The sequence below is a fragment of the Cellulomonas fimi genome, assembly GCF_028527925.1.
GTDB lineage: Bacteria > Actinomycetota > Actinomycetes > Actinomycetales > Cellulomonadaceae > Cellulomonas > Cellulomonas fimi_C.
The window spans coordinates 51,995-71,634 of record NZ_JAPESW010000009.1 but is presented as its reverse complement, the minus strand read 5'-3'; the positions used below and the strand labels follow the sequence as shown (position 1 = coordinate 71,634).

Below are 19,640 nucleotides of genomic sequence, written 5' to 3'. Positions count from 1 at the left end.
CAACCGGGGCCGGCCGGCTGCGCTGCGGCGTCGGTGCGTGCACCCGACGGGTTCCACGACGTCGCGGACGGCGCGGGGCTCCACGCGCCCGAGCGGTCGGTCGTCGGCGCGGACCCTGCGGACCCCGCGGACCACGACGCCGCCGCACGGGGCGGGTCGGCCGGCGCGGAGGCCGCCGGGCGGCGCTCCGGAGCCGGTGCGACGGGCGCGGCCGCGGACGCGTCGGGACGCGACGCCGACGGCCAGCCCGCGGGCTGCTGCGGCCAGGACGAGGGCGCGGGGCCCGGGGTCGGCGTCTGGGCGGGCGCGGGCGACCCGGGCGCCGGCGACGGGAACGACGGCCGCGGCGCGGAGCCGCCGCCGTACGACGGGCCGGCGGACGGCTGGGCGTAGCCCGGCGACGCGGGCCGCTGGCTCGGCGCGGACGACGGCCGGGAGGCACCCTGCTGCGGAGAGCCTGCAGGCTGGGCCGGACGCGCCCCGGACTGCGGCGACGGCGCAGCGGGCGACGTCGGTCGGGGGGCGCTCGGGGACGCGGGTCGGGGCGCGGACTGCTGCGGCGCCGCCGGGGGACGAGAGGTCGCCGTCGGCCACGCCGGCGCGGGCTGCGCGGCGGGAGGCTGTCCGCCGGCGGCGGGCCGCGGGGCGCTCGTCGGGTCGAGGGACGTGTCGCGGATCGACCGGCGGGACCGCGCCGCCTGGTCGTCGGCAGGCTGCGACCAGGACGGCACGCCGGACCCGCCCGCCGACTGCTCGCGCATGGCGCGGCGGGACACGCCCTGGGCGGCCTCCTGCTCGGCGGCGGCGCGCTCGAGCTCGCGACGACGCCGTCGCTCTCCCGGTTCACTCATGACTGACCTCGATACAACCTGTGCTTCGCGATGTACTGGACGACCCCGTCGGGGACGAGGTACCAGACCGGCTGACCGGCGCGTGCCCGCGCGCGGACGTCGGTCGAGGAGATCGCCAGGGCGGGGATCTCCTGGATGCTCACCCGGTCGGCGGGCAGGCCGTCGACCGACAACGTGTGACCCGGACGGGTCACCGCCACGAAGTGCGCCATGGCGAACAGCTCCTCGGCATCCTTCCACGTGAGGATCTGCTCGATCGCGTCGGCGCCGGTGATGAAGTAGAGGTCGGCGTCCGGGCGCAGCGTCTTGAGGTCACGGAGCGTGTCGACCGTGTACGTCAGCCCCGGACGGTCGACGTCCACGCGGCTCACGGTGAACCGCGGGTTCGACGCCGTGGCGATGACGGTCATCAGGTAGCGGTGCTCCGGGACCGTGACGTCCTGGTCCTGCTTGAACGTCGGGTGGCCCGTGGGGACGAAGACGACCTCGTCCAGGTCGAACCTGTCCGCGACCTCGCTCGCGGCGACCAGGTGCCCGTGGTGGACGGGGTCGAACGTGCCACCCATCACCCCCAGGCGAGGTCGCCGCTGCGTCATCGGACCGGTGCTCCCCGCCGCGCTCAGTGGCGGGTCCCGACGCTCCGGAACGCGAAGGTGAACAGCAGCATGGCGACGAGGCCGACGAACGCCCCGATCCCGAACACCACGGGCGGGAAGGGCAGCTCGTTGGCGTGCTCGGCGGCTTCCTCGGCGGCGGCGATCAGTGCGCTGTGCACGGTGTTCCTCCAGTGGGGTTGTCGGGGAGCGACAAGTGTCGCACGACGCGCTGTGGCGTCAGGGCCGGACGTGCCCGTCGCCCTGCACGACCCACTTGGTGGTCGTGAGCTCGGCGAGGCCCATCGGGCCGCGGGCGTGCAGCTTCTGGGTCGAGATGCCGATCTCGGCGCCCAGGCCGAGCTGGCCGCCGTCCGTGAACCGCGTCGAGGCGTTCACCATGACGGCCGCGGAGTCGACCTCGGCGACGAAGCGCTCGGATGCGGCGAGGTCGCGCGTGACGATCGCCTCGGTGTGGCCCGAGCTCCACGTCCGGATGTGGTCGAGCGCCTCGTCCAGGTCCTCGACGACGCGGACCGCGAGGTCGAGCGACAGGTACTCGGTCGCCCAGTCCTCGTCGGTCGCCGCGACGACCGCGACCTCCTCGGGCGCGAGACGCAGCGTCGTCTCGTCGCCGTGGATCGTCACGCCGGCGTCCGCGAGCGCGGCGAGCGCGACGGGCAGGAACTCGTCCGCGACACCCTGGTGCACGAGCAGCGTCTCGGCCGCGTTGCAGACGCCGACGCGCTGCGTCTTGGCGTTGAGCAGGATCGGCAGCGCGACGTCGAGGTCGGCGCTCTCGTCGACGTACACGTGCACGTTGCCGACGCCGGTCTCGATGACGGGGACGGTCGACTCGCGCACGACGGTCGCGATGAGGTCCGCTCCCCCGCGCGGCACGAGCACGTCGACGAGCCCGCGCGCGTGCATGAGCGCGACGGCACCCGGGCGCCCCCACGCGTCGATCGACTGCACGAGGTCGCCGGGGAGCCGCTGTGCGACGAGCGCGTCCGACAGCACGCGGACGATGACCTCGTTGCTGTGCGCCGCCGCGGATCCGCCGCGCAGGATCACCGCGTTGCCGGACTTGAGCGCGAGGCCGGCCGCGTCGACCGTCACGTTCGGGCGCGCCTCGTAGATCATGCCGACGACGCCCATGGGGACGCGCAGCTGACGCAGGCGCAGGCCGTTCGGGAGCGTCGAGCCGCGCACGACCTCGCCGACCGGGTCGGGCAGACCGGCGAGCTCGCGCAGGGCGTCGGCGATCGCGACGATGCGCTCGGGCGTGAGGGCGAGGCGGTCGAGCAGGCCCGGCGAGATCCCGCCGGCGCGACCCTTCTCGAGGTCGAGCGCGTTCGCGGCGACGATCTCGTCCGTCGCGGTCACGAGCGCGTCGGCGAGCGCGTGCAACGCGGCGTCCTTCGTGGCGCGGGTCGCGGTCGCGAGCGCGCGCGACGCGACCTTCGCGCGCTGCGCGACCTCGCGGACCTCCGCGGCGACGTCCGTCCCGGCGGCGTCGTGCAGGGGTGCCTCGAGCGATGCGGTCATCCCGTCAGGGTAGACCGCCGGCGCGCGCGTCGGTCCGCGCATCCACGACCCGGCCGCCACCCGGCTCGCCACCGTCTACGGGGCGCACGTCGAGCGCGAGCACGAGCAGCGTGCCGCCGTCGACGACGCGCGTCCCCTGCTCAGGGACCCGCACGAACCAGAGCCCCTCGTCGAGGCGGTGTGCGCCCGCCATCCGCGGCCCGGAGCTCATGAGCCGCGTCAGCGCGCGGCGGGCACCCGCCGACGCCTGACCAGGACCATGTCGTCCCGGTGCACGAGCTCGCGGTCGTAGCCCGGCCCCAGGTCGTCCCGCAGGTCCGACGTCGTGCGACCCAGCAGGTCGGGCACCTCGTCCGACGCGTACGCGACGAGCCCGCGCGCGACGACGGTCCCGTCCGGGCCGACGATCTCGACGGGGTCGCCGGCGTCGAACGTCCCCTCGACGCCCGTGACCCCGGCCGGCAGCAGCGACGTCCGCCGCTCGACGACGGCCCGCACGGCCCCGTCGTCGAGCACGAGCCGGCCGCGCGTGCGCGCCGCGTGCGCGAGCCACAGCAGCCGGATCGACGACCGTCGCCCGGTCGCCGCGAACCACGTCCCGACGTCGTCGCCCGCGAGCGCGGCGCGCGCCTGCGTCGCGGACGTCAGCACCACGGGGATGCCCGACTGCGTCGCGATCGCGACGGACTCGAGCTTGGTCACCATGCCGCCCGTGCCCACGGCGCTCCCCCGCGACGACACGTCGACCCCGTCCAGGTCGCGCGGGCCGGCGACGTGCGTGAGCCGCCGCGACCCCGGCCGCGACGGCGGGCCGGTGTACAGCGCGTCGACGTCCGTGAGCAGCACGAGCGCGTCCGCGTGGACCAGGTGCGACACGAGCGCGGCGAGCCGGTCGTTGTCGCCGAACCGGATCTCGTCGGTCGCGACCGCGTCGTTCTCGTTGATGATCGGCACGACGCCGAGGTCGAGCAGCCGCGTCAGCGACCGGTGCGCGTTGCGGTAGTGCCCGCGGCGCACGGTGTCCTCCGCGGTGAGCAGCACCTGCCCGACACGGAGCCCGTGGTCCGCGAACGCCCTGGTGTAGTGCGCGACGAGGAGCCCCTGGCCGACCGACGCGGCGGCCTGCTGCGTCGCGAGGTCACGCGGGCGGGCAGCCAGGCCGAGCGGCCCGATCGCGGCCGCGATGGCGCCCGACGAGACGAGCACGACCTGACCGCCCGCGTTGCGCCGCTCGGCCAGCACGTCGACGAGCGCGCGCAGCCGCTCGGGGTCGAGGCGCCCGTCCGGGCTCGTGAGCGACGACGACCCCACCTTGACGACCACCCGCGCGGCGGCGGGCAGCTGCTGGCGGTCGTGCAGGGGTGCGGCGCTCACGTGCGCATTCTGCCCCCGCGACCCGGCACCACCGCGGACGCATCCGCGCGCCGGACGCCCGGCGACGCGCGAGCGGGTCAGCCCCGCCGCTCAGGCTGGTCGCCATCCCGCGCCGTCCACCCCGGCGGTGCCGTGGGCACGAGCGCGACGTCGTCGGCCGACGCTCCCGTCAGTCCGCGTCCGGGTCCGTCCAGACACCGTGCTCGCGCTCGGACCACAGCTCGTCGCGGGCCGCCGTCTTGGCGTCCATGCGCTCGCGGTACTCTTGCCGCTTCTCGCCACGGGTCGGGCGCGACCGGTCCTCGAGGCGCACGTCGGAGCCGCGCGGGCCGCCGAGCAGCTCGGCACCCGTCATGAGCGTGGGCTCCCAGTCGAAGACGACCGCGTTCGAGTCGGGACCGATCCGCACCTCGTCCCCGGCGACCGCACCGGCCGAGTACAGCGCGTCCTCGACGCCGAGCCGCGCGAGCCGGTCGGCGAGGTAGCCGACGGCCTCGTCGTTGGAGAAGTCCGTCTGCCGGACCCAGCGCTCGGGCTTCTCGCCGCGCACCGCGAACCAGACGGCGCCGCCGCCCTCGCGCCGCGTCACGGTGAACCCGGAGTCGTCGACCGCCTTGGGGCGCAGCACGACGCGCGTGCCCTCGGGCTGCGGGGCCTCGCGTCGGGCTTGCTCGACCCGCTCGGCGAGCGCGAACGTGAGCGGGCGCAGGCCCTCGTGGCTGGCCGTCGAGATCTCGAACACCGGCAGGCCGCGCGCCTCGAGCTCGGGCCTGACCAGCTCGGCGAGGTCGCGCGCCTCGGGCACGTCCACCTTGTTGAGCACGACGACGCGCGGACGCTCGGCGAGCGGGACCCGCCCGCCCTCGATGCCGAGATCGCCGGCGTAGGCCGCGAGCTCGGACTCGATGACGTCGAGGTCCGAGATCGGGTCGCGATCGGGCTCGAGCGTCGCGCAGTCGAGCACGTGCACGATGACCGCGCACCGCTCGATGTGGCGCAGGAACTCCAGCCCGAGCCCGCGCCCCTGCGACGCACCCGGGATGAGTCCCGGCACGTCGGCGACGGTGTAGCGCGACGACCCGGCCTGCACGACGCCGAGGTTCGGCACGAGCGTCGTGAACGGGTAGTCGGCGATCTTGGGCCGTGCGGCCGAGATCGCCGCGACGAGGCTCGACTTGCCGGCCGAGGGGTACCCGACGAGGGCCACGTCGGCGATCGTCTTGAGCTCCAGGACGACGTCGAGGGCCTCCCCCGGCTCGCCGAGCAGCGCGAAGCCCGGCGCCTTGCGCCGCTGGGAGGCGAGGGCGGCGTTACCCAGCCCGCCACGCCCGCCCGCGGCGACGACGAAGCGCGCGCCCACACCGACGAGGTCCGCGAGCACCTCACCGTCGGTGCCCTTGACGACCGTGCCGTCGGGCACGCCGAGCACGAGGTCCTGCCCGGTCGACCCCGACCGGTGGTCGCCCATGCCCTGCGTGCCGGAGGGGGCGTGCCGGTGCGGCAGGTGGTGGAACTCGAGCAGCGTCGTGACCTGGGGGTCGACCTCGAGGATCACGGAGCCGCCGTTCCCGCCGTTGCCCCCGTCGGGGCCGGCGAGCGGCTTGAACTTCTCACGGTGGATGGACGCACACCCGTGCCCACCGTCACCGCCGGTCGCGTGCAGCACGACCCGGTCGACGAACGTCGCCACGGCTGTCCTCCTGTCCGGCCCCGGACGTCACCGGGGCGCTCTCGTGATCGTCACACGACGAAGGGGCGCACCGCACCGGTGCGCCCCTTCGTCGACTGCTGAGTGGTCGTCAGGCCTCGGCGCTGACGATGTCCACGACCTTGCGGCCGCGACGCGTGGCGAAGGCCACCGCGCCGGCGGTCAGCGCGAACAGCGTGTCGTCGCCGCCACGGCCCACGTTGTTGCCGGGGTGGAAGTGCGTGCCGCGCTGGCGGACGATGATCTCGCCGGCCTTGACGACCTGACCGCCGAAGCGCTTGACGCCGAGGCGCTGCGCGTTGGAGTCGCGACCGTTGCGCGAGGAGCTCGCGCCCTTCTTGTGTGCCATGACTGACCTGCTCTCTTGCTGCTGCGGAAGGCGGGGGCCGCGGCGTCAGCGCGCCGCGGGACGACTCACTTGATGCCGGTGACCTTGATGCGGGTCAGCTGCTGGCGGTGACCCTGGCGCTTGCGGTAGCCGGTCTTGTTCTTGTACTTGAGGATGTCGATCTTGGGACCCTTCTCGTCCCGCACGACCTCCGCCGTCACCTTCACCTTGGCCAGCGCCGCGGCGTCGGTGGTGACCTTCTCGCCGTCCACGAGGAGCAGCGCCGGCAGCTCGACGGTGGAGCCGGCCTGCGCGGCGAGGCGGTCGACGACGACGACGTCGCCCACCGCGACCTTCTCCTGGCGGCCGCCAGCCTTCACGATCGCGTACACCACGTTGCTGCTCATCTCTGCTCGTCGAACTGCTCGGTCAAAAGTCTGCCGGTGCCTGCCTGCGCCCGCGCACGTCCCGCAGCGCCCGGGAGACCGGTCCGAGGGGAGTCGCGTCGACGCCGTTGCGGCGGCACACATGACCAGCGCGCACACGACGCGCCGACGTTCTAGGGTACGGACCGCGTGAGCCAGGGTCAAACCGCGGCGGGGCGCGACGCTGGTCACACCGCGTCGGCGGCGAGCCGCGACTCCAGCCCGCGCACGACGACGTCCACGCCGAACGCGAAGCGTACGTCGGCGTCGTCGTCCCGGTCCGGCCTCCCCTGCTCCTCGACGACGAACCCGACCACGAACGCCAGCAACGTCGACCACGCGCGGCTCGCGTCGCCCTCGGCGAACCCGGCGTCCACGAGGATCGACAGCGGCAGCTCGACCCAGCCGCGCAGCCGCTCGTCGGTCACGTAGGTCCCGCTGAAGACGCGCGCGCCGTCGCGACGACCGAGGAGTGCGGCCCGGAACCGGTCGGCGGAGACGCGCACGCAGTCCTGCCACGGTTCGCCGACCAGGTCGCGCATCTCCGGTCCGGCCGCGTCGATGAGGTCGCGCAGCATCGTCGTCGCCATCTCGTCGAGCAGCGCCGCCTTGCTCGGCACGTGCCAGTACAGGGCGGCGACCTGGACCCCCAGGTCGCCCGCGAGGCGGCGCAGGGTGAGGCCGTCGAGGCCGACCTCGTCGAGGAGGTCGAGCGCGCGCCGGACGATCCGCTCGCGGTCCAGCCGCTCCGCCACGTCGCCTCCTCCGGCCGTCACGGCAGGTGCCGCACCACGGCCACCTTGACAACCGAACAGCGTTCAGCGCAACCTGAACACCGTTCAATTGAACATCGTTCAGGAGGCTCGTGTGCGCACCACCGTCGTCGTCAACCACCCCTACGAGGGCAGCTTCTGCCACGCGCTCGCGGATGCTGCCGCGAGCGGCGCACGGCGTGCGGGCCAGCAGACCGAGGTCGTCGACCTCGACGCGGTCGGCTTCGACCCCGTCATGCGCCGGGCCGACCTCGCCGCGTGGCGGGAGCACCGGACCCTGGATCCCATGGTGCTCGACCTCCAGGCCCGCATCGACGCGACCGACCACCTCGTCCTCGTGCACCCGGTGTGGTGGGAGACCGCGCCGGCCGTCATGAAGGGGTTCTACGACAAGGTGCTGCTGCCCGGCTGGGCGTACGACGACGGCATGCTCGGGCTCCCCCGCGCGCGGTTCGGGCGTCTGCGTCGCGTGACCGTCGCCACGACCATGACGACGCCCGGCACGGCCTACCGCTGGCTGTTCGGCAACACCGTCCAGAAGGCGTCCGTGCGCGGCGTCTGGCAGAAGATGGGCGTCCCGGTGCGGTGGCTCAGCCACCCGCGCGTCGCCGACGTCTCCCCCGCGCGCCGGGACCGGTGGCTGCAGCGCATCGAGGACCGGGTCGCCGGGGTGCGTCTCGCGGAGCGCGACGACCTCGCCGCCGCGTCCTCCTGAGCCACGCGGCGCCCGGCACCGAGCCGGCCGGTCGACGTCCCGGACGCGTCCCGGATGCGGCCGCACGAGCGCCGACCTAGCCTCGCCAGGTCGGACCAGTCGGGCAAGAGGCGTCCCGCAGTCGCCGCGTCCCACCAGGAGGCGTCGTGTCCCAGGACCCGTCCCGCAGCCGCAGCACGACCGAGGCCGCACCCGATCCAGAAGACCCGCGCAAGCCCGACTCCCCCGGCGAGCTCGCGAAGCCGTCGTGGAAGTACGTCGCGCGCAAGACGTTCCGCGAGTTCCTGGCCGACGAGTGCACCGACCAGGCCGCCGCGCTCACGTACTACGCCGTGCTCGCGATCGCGCCGGCCCTCCTGGCGGTCGTGTCGGTGCTCGGCCTCGTGGGCGACCCGGAGCAGACGCTCAACCGCGTGATGGACCTCGTGGCGGACCTCGGCGCGCCCGACCAGGCCGCCGAGACGGTGCAGCCGATCGTCGAGGCGGCGACGTCCAACACCAAGGCCGGCCTCGCGCTGATCCTCGGCGTGCTGCTGGCCCTGTGGTCGGCGTCGGGGTACGTCGCGGCGTTCGGGCGCGGCATGAACCGCGTGTACGAGGTCGAGGAGGGGCGGCCGATCTGGAAGCTGCGTCCGGTGATCCTCCTCATCACGCTCGTGCTCGTCGTGATCGCGGTGCTCATCGTCGCGGCGATGGTCCTGTCCGGCCCGGTCGCCCAGACGATCGGCGACGCCGTCGGCCTCAGCGACACCGCCGTCACCGTCTGGAACGTGCTCAAGTGGCCGGTCGTCGTCGCGCTCGTCGTCATCGCGATCGCGCTGCTCTACCACGGGACGCCGAACGTCCGGCAGCCGAAGTTCCGCTGGATCAGCGTCGGCGCGACCGTCGCGCTCGTCGTGTGGGTCGTCGCGTCCGTCGCCTTCGGCTTCTACGTCACGACGTTCTCGTCCTACGACGCGACCTACGGGTCCCTCGCGGGCGTCGTCGTCTTCCTCCTGTGGCTGTGGATCAGCAACCTCGCGCTGCTGTTCGGCGCGGAGCTCGACGCCGAGCTCGAGCGGGGCCGCGAGCTCCAGGGCGGCATCGAGGCCGAGGAGACGATCCAGCTCCCCGCGCGCGACACCAAGGCGAGCGACAAGAAGGCCGCGAAGGCCGCCGAGGACGTCCGCCGCGGTCGCGAGCTGCGCGAGCGCGCCAGCCGCGGCAAGCACGACGACGACGCGCGCGACGACCGCACCCGCCGCTGACGGCCCACCGGCCGCGGAAGTCCCGCGGCGGATCGTCCGCACGCACGACGACGCCCGCACCGGAGGATCGGTGCGGGCGTCGTCGTGAGCGGTGCCGGCCGCCCGGCACGTGCCGTCAGTCCTGCGGGGCCTCCGCGGGCTCCTCGTCCTCGGTCGCGTCCTCGAAGAGGTCCGGCGACACGGGCGTGAGCTCGAGCGGCTCGTCGGCGGTGTCGGACTCCGCCGCCTCGTCGCCGGCGTCGGGAGCGGTGCCGGGCGTCGTCGCGGGCGCGACACCGCTCGCGGCGAGCGCCGCGAGGACGTCGAGCACCGGCTGCTCGGCCGGGGCGCCGGTCGTGCCCGGCGCGGCCTCCGCCGCGGCGAGCTCCTCGACGGCGTCCTCGACGACCACGACGCTCTCGCGCACCTCGACCGTCTCGACCGTCTCGTCGACGACCGCGGCGACGCCGTCGCCGGCCGCCTCGCCGTCGCGCACCGGCGCGTCGGTGCGCAGCGCCTCGACGTGGCCGTCGGCCTCGTGGTGGTGCTCGTGCGCGTGCGCGGCTGCCGCCGCGATGGTCGCGAGCGTCGCCTTGACCGCCTCGCGCGCCTCGGGCAGCACCGGCACGCCCGGGTGCGGCGTCGTGGGCGCGGTCTCCTTGGCGGCACCGCGCTTGCGGCGCGAGCGCTTCGACTCGCCCGCGTCGGCCGGTGCCGCCTGCTGCTGCGCGCCGGCGTCCGGGCGTCCGTTCTTCTCGACAGGCTCGTCGTGGACGATGAAGCCGCGGCCGTGGCAGTGCTCGCACGTCTCGGAGAACGCCTCGACCAGGCCCTGGCCGACGCGCTTGCGGGTCATCTGGACCAGGCCCAGCGACGTCACCTCGGCGACCTGGTGCTTCGTGCGGTCACGGCCGAGGCACTCGACGAGGCGGCGCAGCACGAGGTCGCGGTTGGACTCGAGGACCATGTCGATGAAGTCGATGACGATGATCCCGCCGATGTCGCGCAGCCGGAGCTGGCGGACGATCTCCTCCGCGGCCTCCAGGTTGTTGCGCGTCACCGTCTCCTCGAGCGTTCCGCCCGAGCCGGTGAACTTGCCGGTGTTGACGTCGACGACCGTCATCGCCTCGGTGCGGTCGATGACGAGCGAGCCGCCCGACGGCAGCCAGACCTTGCGGTCCATGCCCTTCGCGAGCTGCTCGTCGACGCGGTGCACCGTGAAGACGTCCTGCGTGCCGGTCCACTTCGAGACCTTCTGCGCGAGGTCGGGCGCGAGCTCGTCGATGTAGGACGAGATCGTCGACCACGCGTCGTCGCCCTGGACGACGAGCGCGGAGAAGTCGTCGTTGAAGATGTCGCGCACGACGCGGATCGCCATGTCGGGCTCGCCCTGGAGCAGCGCGGGCGCCGACGCGGTCTTCGCCTTCTTCTCGATGGCCTCCCACTGGCCCTGCAGGCGGGCGACGTCGGCGCGCAGCTCCTCCTCCGAGGCGCCCTCGGCCGCGGTGCGCACGATGACGCCCGCCGAGTCGGGGACGACCTCGCGCAGGATCTTCTTGAGGCGGTTGCGCTCGGTGTCGGGCAGCTTGCGGCTGATGCCGGTCATGCCGCCGCCGGGCACGAACACGAGGTAGCGGCCCGCGAGCGTGACCTGCGACGTCAGGCGCGCACCCTTGTGGCCGATCGGGTCCTTGGTGACCTGCACGAGCACCGAGTCGCCGGACTTCAGCGCCTGCTCGATGCGGCGCGGCTGACCCTCGAGCCCCGCGGCGTCCCAGTTGACCTCGCCCGCGTACAGCACGGCGTTGCGGCCCTTGCCGACGTCGACGAACGCGGCCTCCATGCTCGGCAGCACGTTCTGCACGCGGCCGAGGTAGACGTTGCCGACCATCGACGTCTGCGCCTGGTTCGACACGTAGTGCTCGACCAGCACGCCGTCCTCGAGCACCGCGATCTGCGTGCGGTTCGCGCGCTCGCGCACGACCATCGTCCGCTCGACCGACTCGCGCCGGGCCAGGAACTCGGCCTCGGTGATGATCTGACGGCGGCGGCCCGCGTCGCGACCCTCACGGCGACGCTGACGCTTGGCCTCCAGCCGGGTCGACCCGCGCAGCGCGGTGACCTCGTCGCTCGCGGAGCGGCGCGACGGACGCTCGGGCTCGGCCGCGTCACCGCGGCTGCCCCGACGACGACGGCGACGCCGGCGGCTCGAGCCGCCCTGCTCGGCGTCCGCGTCCGACTCGTCCGCGTCGGCGTCCGCGTCCTGCGGCTCGGCGTCCTCGTCCTCGGCGTCCGTGTCGGCCGGGGCGTCCTGGTCCTGCTCGCCCGCGTCGCCGCGGTTGCGACGACCACGGCCACCGCGACGACGGCGCCGGCGCTGACCGCCGCCCTCGCCCTGCTCGTCGCCCTGCTCGTCGACGGCCTCGTCCTCCGCCTGGTCCTCGACCTCGTCCGCGTCGGACGGGGCGACGGCGTCGGCCTCCTCCTCGACGACCTCGGTCTCCTCGACGGGTGCCGGCGCGGCACCACGGCCGCGGCGACCCCGGCGGCGGGACGGACGCTCGGCACGCTCGGTCTCCGCGGCCTCGACGGGCGCGGTCTCGACGTCCTCGGTCGTCGACGACGCGTCGGCAGCCGCGGCGGTCTCGGCCGCCTCCGCGGCCTCACGCTCGGCGCGACGCGCGGCCTCGGAGATCTCCTCCGGGGAGCCGGCGCTGGCCTGCGCGCGGCGGCGGCGCGGACGCGCGGCGGCCGGGTCCGGCGCCTGGAACAGCAGCGCCGTCGTCGCGAGCCGGGGGCTCGTGGGCGCCTGCGGCTCGGCCGGGCGGACGTCGGCGAGCGCGGCGAGGACGTCGAGCGCCGGTGCGTCGGCCACGTCCTGCGCGGTCTCGCCACCCTCGGCGGTCGCGGGGGCGACGTCGGTGCCCTCGGTGGTCTCGTCGACCTCGTCCTCGGCGTCCGCCACCTCGGCGGCGGGCGGCACGACCTCCGCGGCCGGCTCGGGGGCGGCGGCCGGGCGCGCGGCGGAGCGGCGGCGGCGCGCGGGCTTCTTCGGCTCGGCGGCGGGCTCGGCCGCAGCCTGCTCCGCGGCGGGCTCGGCGGTCGCGTCGGCGCCGCCGGTCGCGGCCGGCTCCGCGGGAGCCGCGGCGGGCTCGCCAGCGGCCGTCGCGTCCGCGGGGGTCTCGGCGGCGGGCGTGACCGTGCGGGTCACGCGGCGGGAGCGACGCGGCTTGGAGGCGGGCGCCTCGGCGGGCACGTCGGCCGCGGGTGCGACCTCGGCGACCTCGGGGGCGGCGGTCCCGGCCGGCTCGGCCGGGGGCTCGGGGGCGACGGCCGCACCGTCACCGGCGTCGGTCGTGGTCTCGACGACAGGGGCGGCGGCGGTCGTGCGCGTCGCCCGGCGGCGCCGCGCCTTCGGCGCGGACTCACCCCCGGACGTCGTCGTGGCGTCTGCGTTCTCGGGAGTGTTCTCGGGGGTCACGCGTGGTGCTCCTGGGTACCGCAGAGCCCCGCCCCACACGCGCGGTCCTCGGTCGGTCGGTCGTCACGCACGCCCTCGGCGCGGCGACGGAAGTCGTCGGTCGTGGCTGCTGCACCTGGGCCGGCGCCGTCGCCTGCAGCGGCGGCGCGCTCCCGGATGGAGCGGCACGGCCGAGCGGCGGACTGGCGCGCGATGCGCGCTGGTGCTGCGAGCTCAAGGGTCCGTCCGCGGTGTGGGCGCCGACGGAACCGTGGTCAGTATCGCACAGGGGTCCCCTGCGAGCGCGGCACGACCGTCGGCGCGGCGGCGGTCGAGTGACACCGGACACCTCCGGACCGCGTTTCACGACGCCCCGTCACTACACGGGACCTTCGTCCCAGGAGCAGACTGGGGGTGCTTCTTAGCGTTCCCCCAGGTCCACTGGCCGGGCACCCGCCGAGGCGTCCTCCCGTGCGACCTGCCCGCCTGTCCGGTCCGCAGAGCACGGAGAACCCACGTGGACGCCCTCGATCTCGCCCGCTGGCAGTTCGGCATCACGACCGTCTACCACTTCATCTTCGTGCCGCTGACGATCGGCCTCGCGCCGCTCGTCGCGATCATGCAGACGATCTGGGTCCGGACGGGGAACGAGCGGTGGCTGCGGCTCACCAAGTTCTTCGGCAAGCTCCTGCTCATCAACTTCGCGATCGGTGTCGCCACCGGCATCGTCCAGGAGTTCCAGTTCGGCATGGCGTGGTCGGAGTACTCGCGCTTCGTCGGCGACGTGTTCGGCGCGCCGCTCGCGATGGAGGCGCTCGCCGCGTTCTTCGTCGAGTCGACGTTCCTGGGGCTGTGGATCTTCGGGTGGGACAAGCTGCCGAAGAAGATCCACCTCGCGTGCATCTGGGCCGTCGCGATCGCGACCAACCTGTCCGCGTACTTCATCCTCGCGGCGAACTCGTGGATGCAGCACCCGGTCGGTGCGACGTACAACCCGGAGACGGGCCGCGCGGAGATGACCGACATCGGCGCGATCCTCAGCAACAACACGCTGCTCGCCGCGTTCCCGCACACGATCAGCGCCGCGTTCCTGACGGCCGGCACCTTCGTCGCGGGCATCGCCGCGTGGTGGATGGTCAAGCTGGTCCGCGCGAACCATGCGGACGAGGCGCGCGACGTCTACCGCCCCGCCGTCATGCTCGGCGTGGTCACGATGCTCGTCGCGGGCCTCGTGGTGGCCGTCAGCGGGGACGCGCAGGCCAAGCTCATGTTCGACCAGCAGCCGATGAAGATGTCGGCGGCCGAGGCCCTGTGCGAGACGACCGAGGGCGGCGCACCGTTCTCCATCCTCGCGATCGGCGACCTGTCCGACTCGTGCGAGGGCGTGCAGCACCTCATCGAGATCCCGGGCCTGACGTCGTTCCTCGCGTCGGGCTCCTTCACCGAGCCGCTCCCGGGTGTCGAGGACCTCCAGGCGCAGTACGAGGAGAAGTACGGCTTCACCGGCGAGGACGGCGAGCCGATCTCGTACCAGCCGAACCTCGCGGTGACGTACTGGTCGTTCCGTCTGATGATCGGCTTCGGCGTCGGGTCGGCGGCGCTCGCGCTCGTCGCGCTGTGGGTGACCCGCAAGGGCCGCGTCACCGGGAACGTGTGGGTCTCCCGGCTCGCGGTCGCGGCGCTCGCGACGCCGTTCCTCGCGTCGGCGTTCGGCTGGATTTTCACCGAGATGGGCCGTCAGCCGTGGGTCGTCGCGCCCAACCCGAACCCGTCGGGCGTCGACGGCGTCTGGCTGCTCACCGCGCGCGGCGTCTCGACCGTGACGGGCCCCGGCACGATCCTCACCTCGCTCCTCGCGTTCACCGCGCTCTACGGCGTGCTCGCCGTGATCTGGTTCCGCCTCATGCACCGCTACGCGGTCGAGGGCGTCGCCGCGAGCGAGAAGGACCCGAGCCCGGACAACCCCGCCAACCGACCGGACCCGGACGACGAGTCCGCCGAGCGTCCGCTGTCCTTCGCGTACTGAGAACGGGAGCCCCCGACCATGGAGCTGTCGACCGTCTGGTTCCTGCTCATCGCCGTGCTCTGGACCGGCTACCTCGTCCTCGAGGGGTTCGACTTCGGCGTCGGGATGCTGCTGGGCATCCTGAACCGCGGCGACCGCGCGGCGAAGGACCGCGACCGCCGCGTCATGATCAACACGATCGGGCCTGTCTGGGACGGCAACGAGGTGTGGCTGCTCACCGCGGGCGGTGCGACGTTCGCGGCCTTCCCCGAGTGGTACGCGACCCTGTTCTCCGGGTTCTACCTGCCGCTGCTGCTGATCCTGCTCGCGCTCATCGTCCGCGTCGTCGCGTTCGAGTGGCGCGGCAAGATCGACGACGACCGCTGGCGGGCCTGGGCGGACCGGGCGCTCATCGTCGGGTCGTGGGTGCCGGCCGTGCTGTGGGGCGTCGCGTTCGCCAACCTGGTCCGGGGCGTCGAGCTCGACGCCGACCACCAGTACGTGGGCGGGTTCTTCGCGCTGCTCAACCCGTTCGCGCTGCTCGGCGGCGCGCTCACCGCGCTCGTCTTCCTCACGCACGGCGCCGTGTTCCTCGCGCTCAAGTCCGACGGCGACGTCCGGGCCCGGGCCGGCGCGTTCGCCGCGAGGTCGTCCGTCGCGACGCTCGCCGTCGGGGCCGTGTGGGCGGTCTGGGCGCAGCTCGCGTACTCCGTCGCGTGGACGTGGGTCGCGGTCGTCGTCGCCGCGCTCGCGCTCGTCGCCCTGGTGCTCGCGACGCGCGCCCGCCGCGAGGGGCAGGCGTTCGTCGCGTCCGCCGTCGCGATCGTCGCCGTCGTCGTGCTGATCTTCGGGTCGATGTACCCCGACGTGATGCCCGCGCTGGACCCCGCGAACTCCCTCACCGTCGACAACGCGTCGTCCACCGACTACACGCTCACCGTCATGACGTGGGTCGCCGTGTTCCTCACCCCGCTCGTGCTGCTCTACCAGGGCTGGACGTACTGGGTGTTCCGCAAGCGCATCAGCGGCCACCACATCCCCGCGCACACGGGCCTCACCTTCGACCGGTCGGGCCCGCAGGTCCCGGCGTCGGTCGGCGCAGGTCGCGAGGACGACGTGCCCGCCGGCGACGCGGAGCCGCGCTGACGTGCGCCCGCTCGACCTCCGGCTCCTGCGGTACGCGCGCAGCGCACGCGGCTACGTCGCGCTGACCGCGGGCCTCGGGGTCCTCACCGCGGCGCTCGTCGTCGCGCAGGCGCTGCTGCTCGCGCGCGCCGTCGGGCGGGCCGTGCACGACGGCGCGACGCTCGACGCGATCGCCCCGCTCGTCGCGGGCCTCGCGGCGGTCGTCGCCGCACGTGTGCTCGTCACGGGCCTGCAGGAGCGGTACGCGCACCGGGCCGCGACGCGCGCGGTCGGCGAGCTGCGGGACGCGGTCGTCGAGCGCGCGGTCGACCTCGGTCCCCGGCACCTCGCGGCAGGACACGGGCCCGCCCTCGTCACGCTCGTCACCCGGGGGCTCGACGCGCTCGAGCCGTACTTCGTGCGGTACCTGCCGCAGCTCGTGCTCGCGGCGACTGTCACGCCGGGCACCCTGCTCGTCGTCCTGGGCCTCGACTGGATCTCCGCCGCGATCCTGGTCGGCACGATCCCGCTGGTGCCGATCTTCATGGTGCTCGTCGGGCGCCTCACGCAGGGGCGCTCCGAGCGGGGCCTCGCCACGATGCAGCGGCTCGGCGCGCAGGTGCTCGACCTCCTCGCGGGCCTGCCCACGCTCCAGGCGCTCGGCCGCGAGCGCGGCCCCGCGGCCCGCGTCCGGGCGCTCGGCGACGCGCACCGCCGCGCGACCATGGGCACGCTGCGCATCGCCTTCCTGTCGGGGATGGTGCTCGAGCTCCTCACCACACTGTCGGTCGCGCTCGTCGCCGTCGGGATCGGCCTGCGGCTCGTCGAGGGGCACCTCGACCTCGTCACGGGGCTCGCGGTGCTGATCCTGGCGCCCGAGGTGTTCCTGCCGCTGCGCCAGGTCGGCGCGCAGTACCACGCGGCCGTCGACGGGGTCGCGGCCGCGGATCAGGCGTTCGCGCTGCTCGACGAGCCCGCTCCGGCGCGTGGCACGCGGACCGCCCCCGACCTCGCGTCCGCGACGCTGCGGCTCGACGGCGTCGGCGTCGCGACGTCCGACGGCCTCGCGCCCGCCGCGCTCGACCTCGTCGTGCGGCCCGGGACCGTCGTCGCGCTCACGGGCCCCAGCGGTGCGGGCAAGTCCACGGCCGTCGACGTCCTGCTCGGCCTGCTGCCGCCCGACGAGGGGCGCGTCGTGGTCGACGGACCGGACGGCCTGCTGGACCTCGCGGACGTCGACCGGGACTCGTACTGGTCGCAGGTCACGTGGCTGCCGCAGCGGCCCGTGCTCGAGCCCGGCACGCTCGCCGAGGTCGTCGGCGGGGACGACGCCTCGCGCGCCCGCGCCGCGGCGCTCACGGGTCTCGACGCGGTTCTCGCGACGCTCCCGGCGGGCTGGCGCACGCCGCTCGGCCGGGGCGGCGCCGGACTCAGCGTCGGGCAGCGGCAGCGGGTCGCGCTCACGCGCGCGCTGCTCTCCTCCGCCCCGCTCGTCGTGCTCGACGAGCCCACCGCGCACCTCGACGCGTCGGGCGAGAGGGTCGTGCTCGACACCGTCCGGGCGCTGCGCGACGAGGGCCGCACGGTCGTGCTCGTCGCGCACCGGGCGTCCCTCGCGGCGTGCGCGGACACCGTCGTACCGGTCCGTGCCACGGCCGGGCAGGTGGTCGCGTGAGCACCCGTGAGCCCCGCGGCGCGCTGCGCCGGGCCGTCCGCCTCCTCGACGTCGACCTGCGCCGCGTCGCGCTCGCGACGCTGCTGGGCACGCTCGCGCTGGGCTGCGCGGTCGCGCTCGCCGCGGTGTCGGCGTGGCTGATCGCCCGCGCGTCGCAGATGCCGCCCGTGCTGCAGCTGTCCGTCGCGACCGTCGCCGTGCGCGCGTTCGGCATCGGCCGTGGCGTGCTGCGTTACCTCGAGCGCCTCGTCTCGCACGACGTCGCGCTGCGCGGCATGACGAACGTGCGGACGACGCTGTACGAGCGGCTCGCCGCGGGGCGGACCGCCGCGCTCGCCGGGGTCCGCCGCGGCGACCTGCTCGCGCGCGTCGGCGCCGACGTCGACACCGTCGGCGACGTCGTCGTCCGTGGTCTGCTGCCTGCCGCCGTCGCCGTGTGCCTCGGCGTCGGGACCGTCGTCGCGATGTGCGCGTTCTGGGTGCCCGCCGGGCTCGCGCTCGCCGGGTGCCTGCTCCTGGCGGGCGTCGTGGCCCCCGCGCTCGCGGCACGCGCCTCCCGCACGACCGAGCAGCGCGCCGCCGACGCGCGCGCCGACCTGTCCGCGACCGCGCTCGGCCTGCTCGACGACGCCGGGCCCCTCGCCGTGGCGGGACGCGCGGCGACGGAGCGCGCGGCGCTGACCGCCGCCCACGCGCGGGTCACGGTCGCGGCGGACGCCGGCGCCCGCCCGGCCGCCGTGGCCGCCGCCGTCGGGCAGCTCGCGGTCGGCCTCGCGGTCCTCGCCGCGCTCGTGACCGGCGTGCCCGCGGTCGGTGCCGGGCTGCTCGCGCCCGTGGAGCTCGCAGTGGTCGTGCTGACGCCGCTCGCCGCGTTCGAGGCGACGTCGCTGCTCCCCTCCGCGGCGATCCAGGTCCAGCGGTCGCGTGCCGCGGCCGCGCGCATCCTCGCGCTGCTGGACGACGCCGACGTGCACGCACGTCCCGGCGAGCCGGCCGGCTCGGCCGGGGCCGCGCCCACGCCCGACGCGGGGACCGCCGATCCCGTCCTCCGCGCCGACGGCGTCACGTGCGCGTGGCCCGACGGCCGGGACGTCCTCCGGCGCCTGGACCTCACGCTCCGACGCGGCCGGTCGGTCGCCGTCGCCGGACCCAGCGGCACCGGCAAGACGACCACGCTGCTCACGCTCGCCGGCCTCCTGCCGCCCCGCGCGGGCGGGGTCACGCTCGACGGCGTGGACCTCGACACACTCGCGCGGGACGAGGTGGCCGCGGCGGTGGTGGCGGTCACCGAGGACGCGCACGTGTTCGGCACGACGGTCCTGGAGAACCTGCGCGTCGCGCGCGGCGACGTCACGCCCGCGGAGGCGCGTGCCACGCTCGACCGTGTCGGGCTCGGCCCGTGGCTCGCCGGGCTCCCCGACGGGCTCGACACGCTCGTCGGCCCCGACGCCCGCACGGTCTCCGGCGGAGAGCGTCGCCGCCTGCTGCTCGCGCGCGCGCTGCTCGCCCCCGCTCCCCTGCTGCTCGTCGACGAGCCCGCGGAGCACCTCGACGCGGCGACCGCGGACCGCCTGGTAGGCACGCTCCTCGACGAGGCCCGCACCGGCCGGCGTGGCGTGCTGCTCATCACGCACCGCGTCTCGGCGCTCGCCGGAGCGGACGAGGTCCTGTGGCTCGAGGACGGCGAGGTCGCGGCGCGCGGCTCCCACGACGACCTGCTCGCGCGGGTCCCGGGCTACCGTGTGGCCCTGGACAGCGAGCAGGGCGACGCCGGGGAGGGCGACGGTGCGCGATCCCGCGTGGGGCAGGTCGGCGGCGCGACGCATGGCTGAGC

General features: G+C 74.9%; 17 protein-coding genes. 7 read left to right on the top strand and 10 right to left on the bottom strand.

Annotated features, from left to right (window positions below):
* Positions 1-33: 33 nt before the first annotated feature.
* On the top strand, positions 34-393 hold the full coding sequence (locus OMK64_RS06490) for a hypothetical protein (RefSeq protein ID WP_272727263.1): 360 nt from the start codon (positions 34-36) through the stop codon (positions 391-393).
* Positions 394-847: 454 nt separating this feature from the next.
* Here OMK64_RS06490 and nadD read toward each other — a convergent pair whose 3' ends face one another.
* From nadD to OMK64_RS06445, 9 genes are all read right to left on the bottom strand, one after another.
* The gene (gene nadD, locus OMK64_RS06485) at positions 848-1,447 is read right to left on the bottom strand and encodes a nicotinate-nucleotide adenylyltransferase (protein WP_272727262.1); all 600 of its coding nucleotides are present in this window, start codon (positions 1,445-1,447) and stop codon (positions 848-850) included.
* A gap of 23 nt (positions 1,448-1,470) precedes the next feature.
* Positions 1,471-1,626: a hypothetical protein gene (locus OMK64_RS06480; RefSeq protein WP_272727261.1), complete on the bottom strand. Its 156-nt coding sequence runs from the start codon at positions 1,624-1,626 to the stop codon at positions 1,471-1,473.
* 58 nt (positions 1,627-1,684) lie between these two features.
* Positions 1,685-2,992, bottom strand: a complete 1,308-nt coding sequence (locus OMK64_RS06475; RefSeq protein WP_272727260.1) for a glutamate-5-semialdehyde dehydrogenase — start codon at positions 2,990-2,992, stop codon at positions 1,685-1,687.
* Positions 2,993-2,996: 4 nt separating this feature from the next.
* Positions 2,997-3,203, bottom strand: a complete 207-nt coding sequence (locus OMK64_RS06470) for a hypothetical protein (protein WP_272727259.1) — start codon at positions 3,201-3,203, stop codon at positions 2,997-2,999.
* 8 nt (positions 3,204-3,211) lie between these two features.
* Positions 3,212-4,366, bottom strand: a complete 1,155-nt coding sequence (proB, locus tag OMK64_RS06465; protein WP_272727258.1) for a glutamate 5-kinase — start codon at positions 4,364-4,366, stop codon at positions 3,212-3,214.
* A gap of 169 nt (positions 4,367-4,535) precedes the next feature.
* On the bottom strand, positions 4,536-6,056 hold the full coding sequence (obgE, locus tag OMK64_RS06460; RefSeq protein WP_272727257.1) for a GTPase ObgE: 1,521 nt from the start codon (positions 6,054-6,056) through the stop codon (positions 4,536-4,538).
* A 109-nt stretch (positions 6,057-6,165) separates the two neighbouring features.
* Complete coding sequence (gene rpmA, locus OMK64_RS06455) at positions 6,166-6,423, bottom strand: 50S ribosomal protein L27 (protein WP_272727256.1); 258 nt, start codon at positions 6,421-6,423, stop codon at positions 6,166-6,168.
* A 65-nt stretch (positions 6,424-6,488) separates the two neighbouring features.
* A complete protein-coding gene (rplU, locus tag OMK64_RS06450) occupies positions 6,489-6,797 on the bottom strand; it encodes a 50S ribosomal protein L21 (RefSeq protein WP_174768669.1) in 309 nt (102 codons plus the stop codon).
* 218 nt (positions 6,798-7,015) lie between these two features.
* A complete protein-coding gene (locus tag OMK64_RS06445) occupies positions 7,016-7,582 on the bottom strand; it encodes a TetR/AcrR family transcriptional regulator C-terminal domain-containing protein (RefSeq protein ID WP_272727255.1) in 567 nt (188 codons plus the stop codon).
* A 112-nt stretch (positions 7,583-7,694) separates the two neighbouring features.
* Between OMK64_RS06445 and OMK64_RS06440 the strand changes: the two genes are divergently transcribed.
* Both OMK64_RS06440 and OMK64_RS06435 read left to right on the top strand, forming a co-directional pair.
* Complete coding sequence (locus OMK64_RS06440) at positions 7,695-8,315, top strand: NAD(P)H-dependent oxidoreductase (protein WP_272727254.1); 621 nt, start codon at positions 7,695-7,697, stop codon at positions 8,313-8,315.
* 146 nt (positions 8,316-8,461) lie between these two features.
* Entirely contained in the window at positions 8,462-9,562 is a 1,101-nt protein-coding gene (locus OMK64_RS06435; protein WP_272727253.1) for a YihY/virulence factor BrkB family protein, read from the top strand.
* A gap of 115 nt (positions 9,563-9,677) precedes the next feature.
* Here the strand turns inward: OMK64_RS06435 and OMK64_RS06430 are convergent, their stop codons facing one another.
* Entirely contained in the window at positions 9,678-13,022 is a 3,345-nt protein-coding gene (locus tag OMK64_RS06430) for an Rne/Rng family ribonuclease (RefSeq protein WP_272727252.1), read from the bottom strand.
* A gap of 496 nt (positions 13,023-13,518) precedes the next feature.
* On the opposite strand from OMK64_RS06430, the gene OMK64_RS06425 reads away from it, so the two are divergent.
* From OMK64_RS06425 to cydC, 4 genes are read left to right on the top strand one after another with little or no spacing between them, the layout of a single operon-like run.
* Positions 13,519-15,027 (top strand): cytochrome ubiquinol oxidase subunit I, encoded by a 1,509-nt coding sequence (locus OMK64_RS06425; RefSeq protein ID WP_272727251.1) that lies wholly within the window; start codon positions 13,519-13,521, stop codon positions 15,025-15,027.
* 18 nt (positions 15,028-15,045) lie between these two features.
* Positions 15,046-16,152, top strand: a complete 1,107-nt coding sequence (cydB, locus tag OMK64_RS06420; RefSeq protein WP_272727250.1) for a cytochrome d ubiquinol oxidase subunit II — start codon at positions 15,046-15,048, stop codon at positions 16,150-16,152.
* Between the two features lies 1 nt (position 16,153).
* A complete protein-coding gene (cydD, locus tag OMK64_RS06415) occupies positions 16,154-17,806 on the top strand; it encodes a thiol reductant ABC exporter subunit CydD (RefSeq protein WP_272727249.1) in 1,653 nt (550 codons plus the stop codon).
* Positions 17,803-19,638, top strand: a complete 1,836-nt coding sequence (gene cydC, locus OMK64_RS06410) for a thiol reductant ABC exporter subunit CydC (protein ID WP_272727248.1) — start codon at positions 17,803-17,805, stop codon at positions 19,636-19,638. The genes cydD and cydC overlap by 4 nt, the downstream gene beginning before the upstream one ends.
* Positions 19,639-19,640: the final 2 nt, after the last annotated feature.

Coding starts and splice junctions, on each gene's coding strand:
- nadD (WP_272727262.1), bottom strand. CDS start 1,447: ATGACGCAGCGGCGACCTCGCCTGGGGGTGATGGGTGGCACGTTCGAC.
- OMK64_RS06475 (WP_272727260.1), bottom strand. CDS start 2,992: ATGACCGCATCGCTCGAGGCACCCCTGCACGACGCCGCCGGGACGGAC.
- OMK64_RS06470 (WP_272727259.1), bottom strand. CDS start 3,203: ATGAGCTCCGGGCCGCGGATGGCGGGCGCACACCGCCTCGACGAGGGG.
- rpmA (WP_272727256.1), bottom strand. CDS start 6,423: ATGGCACACAAGAAGGGCGCGAGCTCCTCGCGCAACGGTCGCGACTCC.
- cydB (WP_272727250.1), top strand. CDS start 15,046: ATGGAGCTGTCGACCGTCTGGTTCCTGCTCATCGCCGTGCTCTGGACC.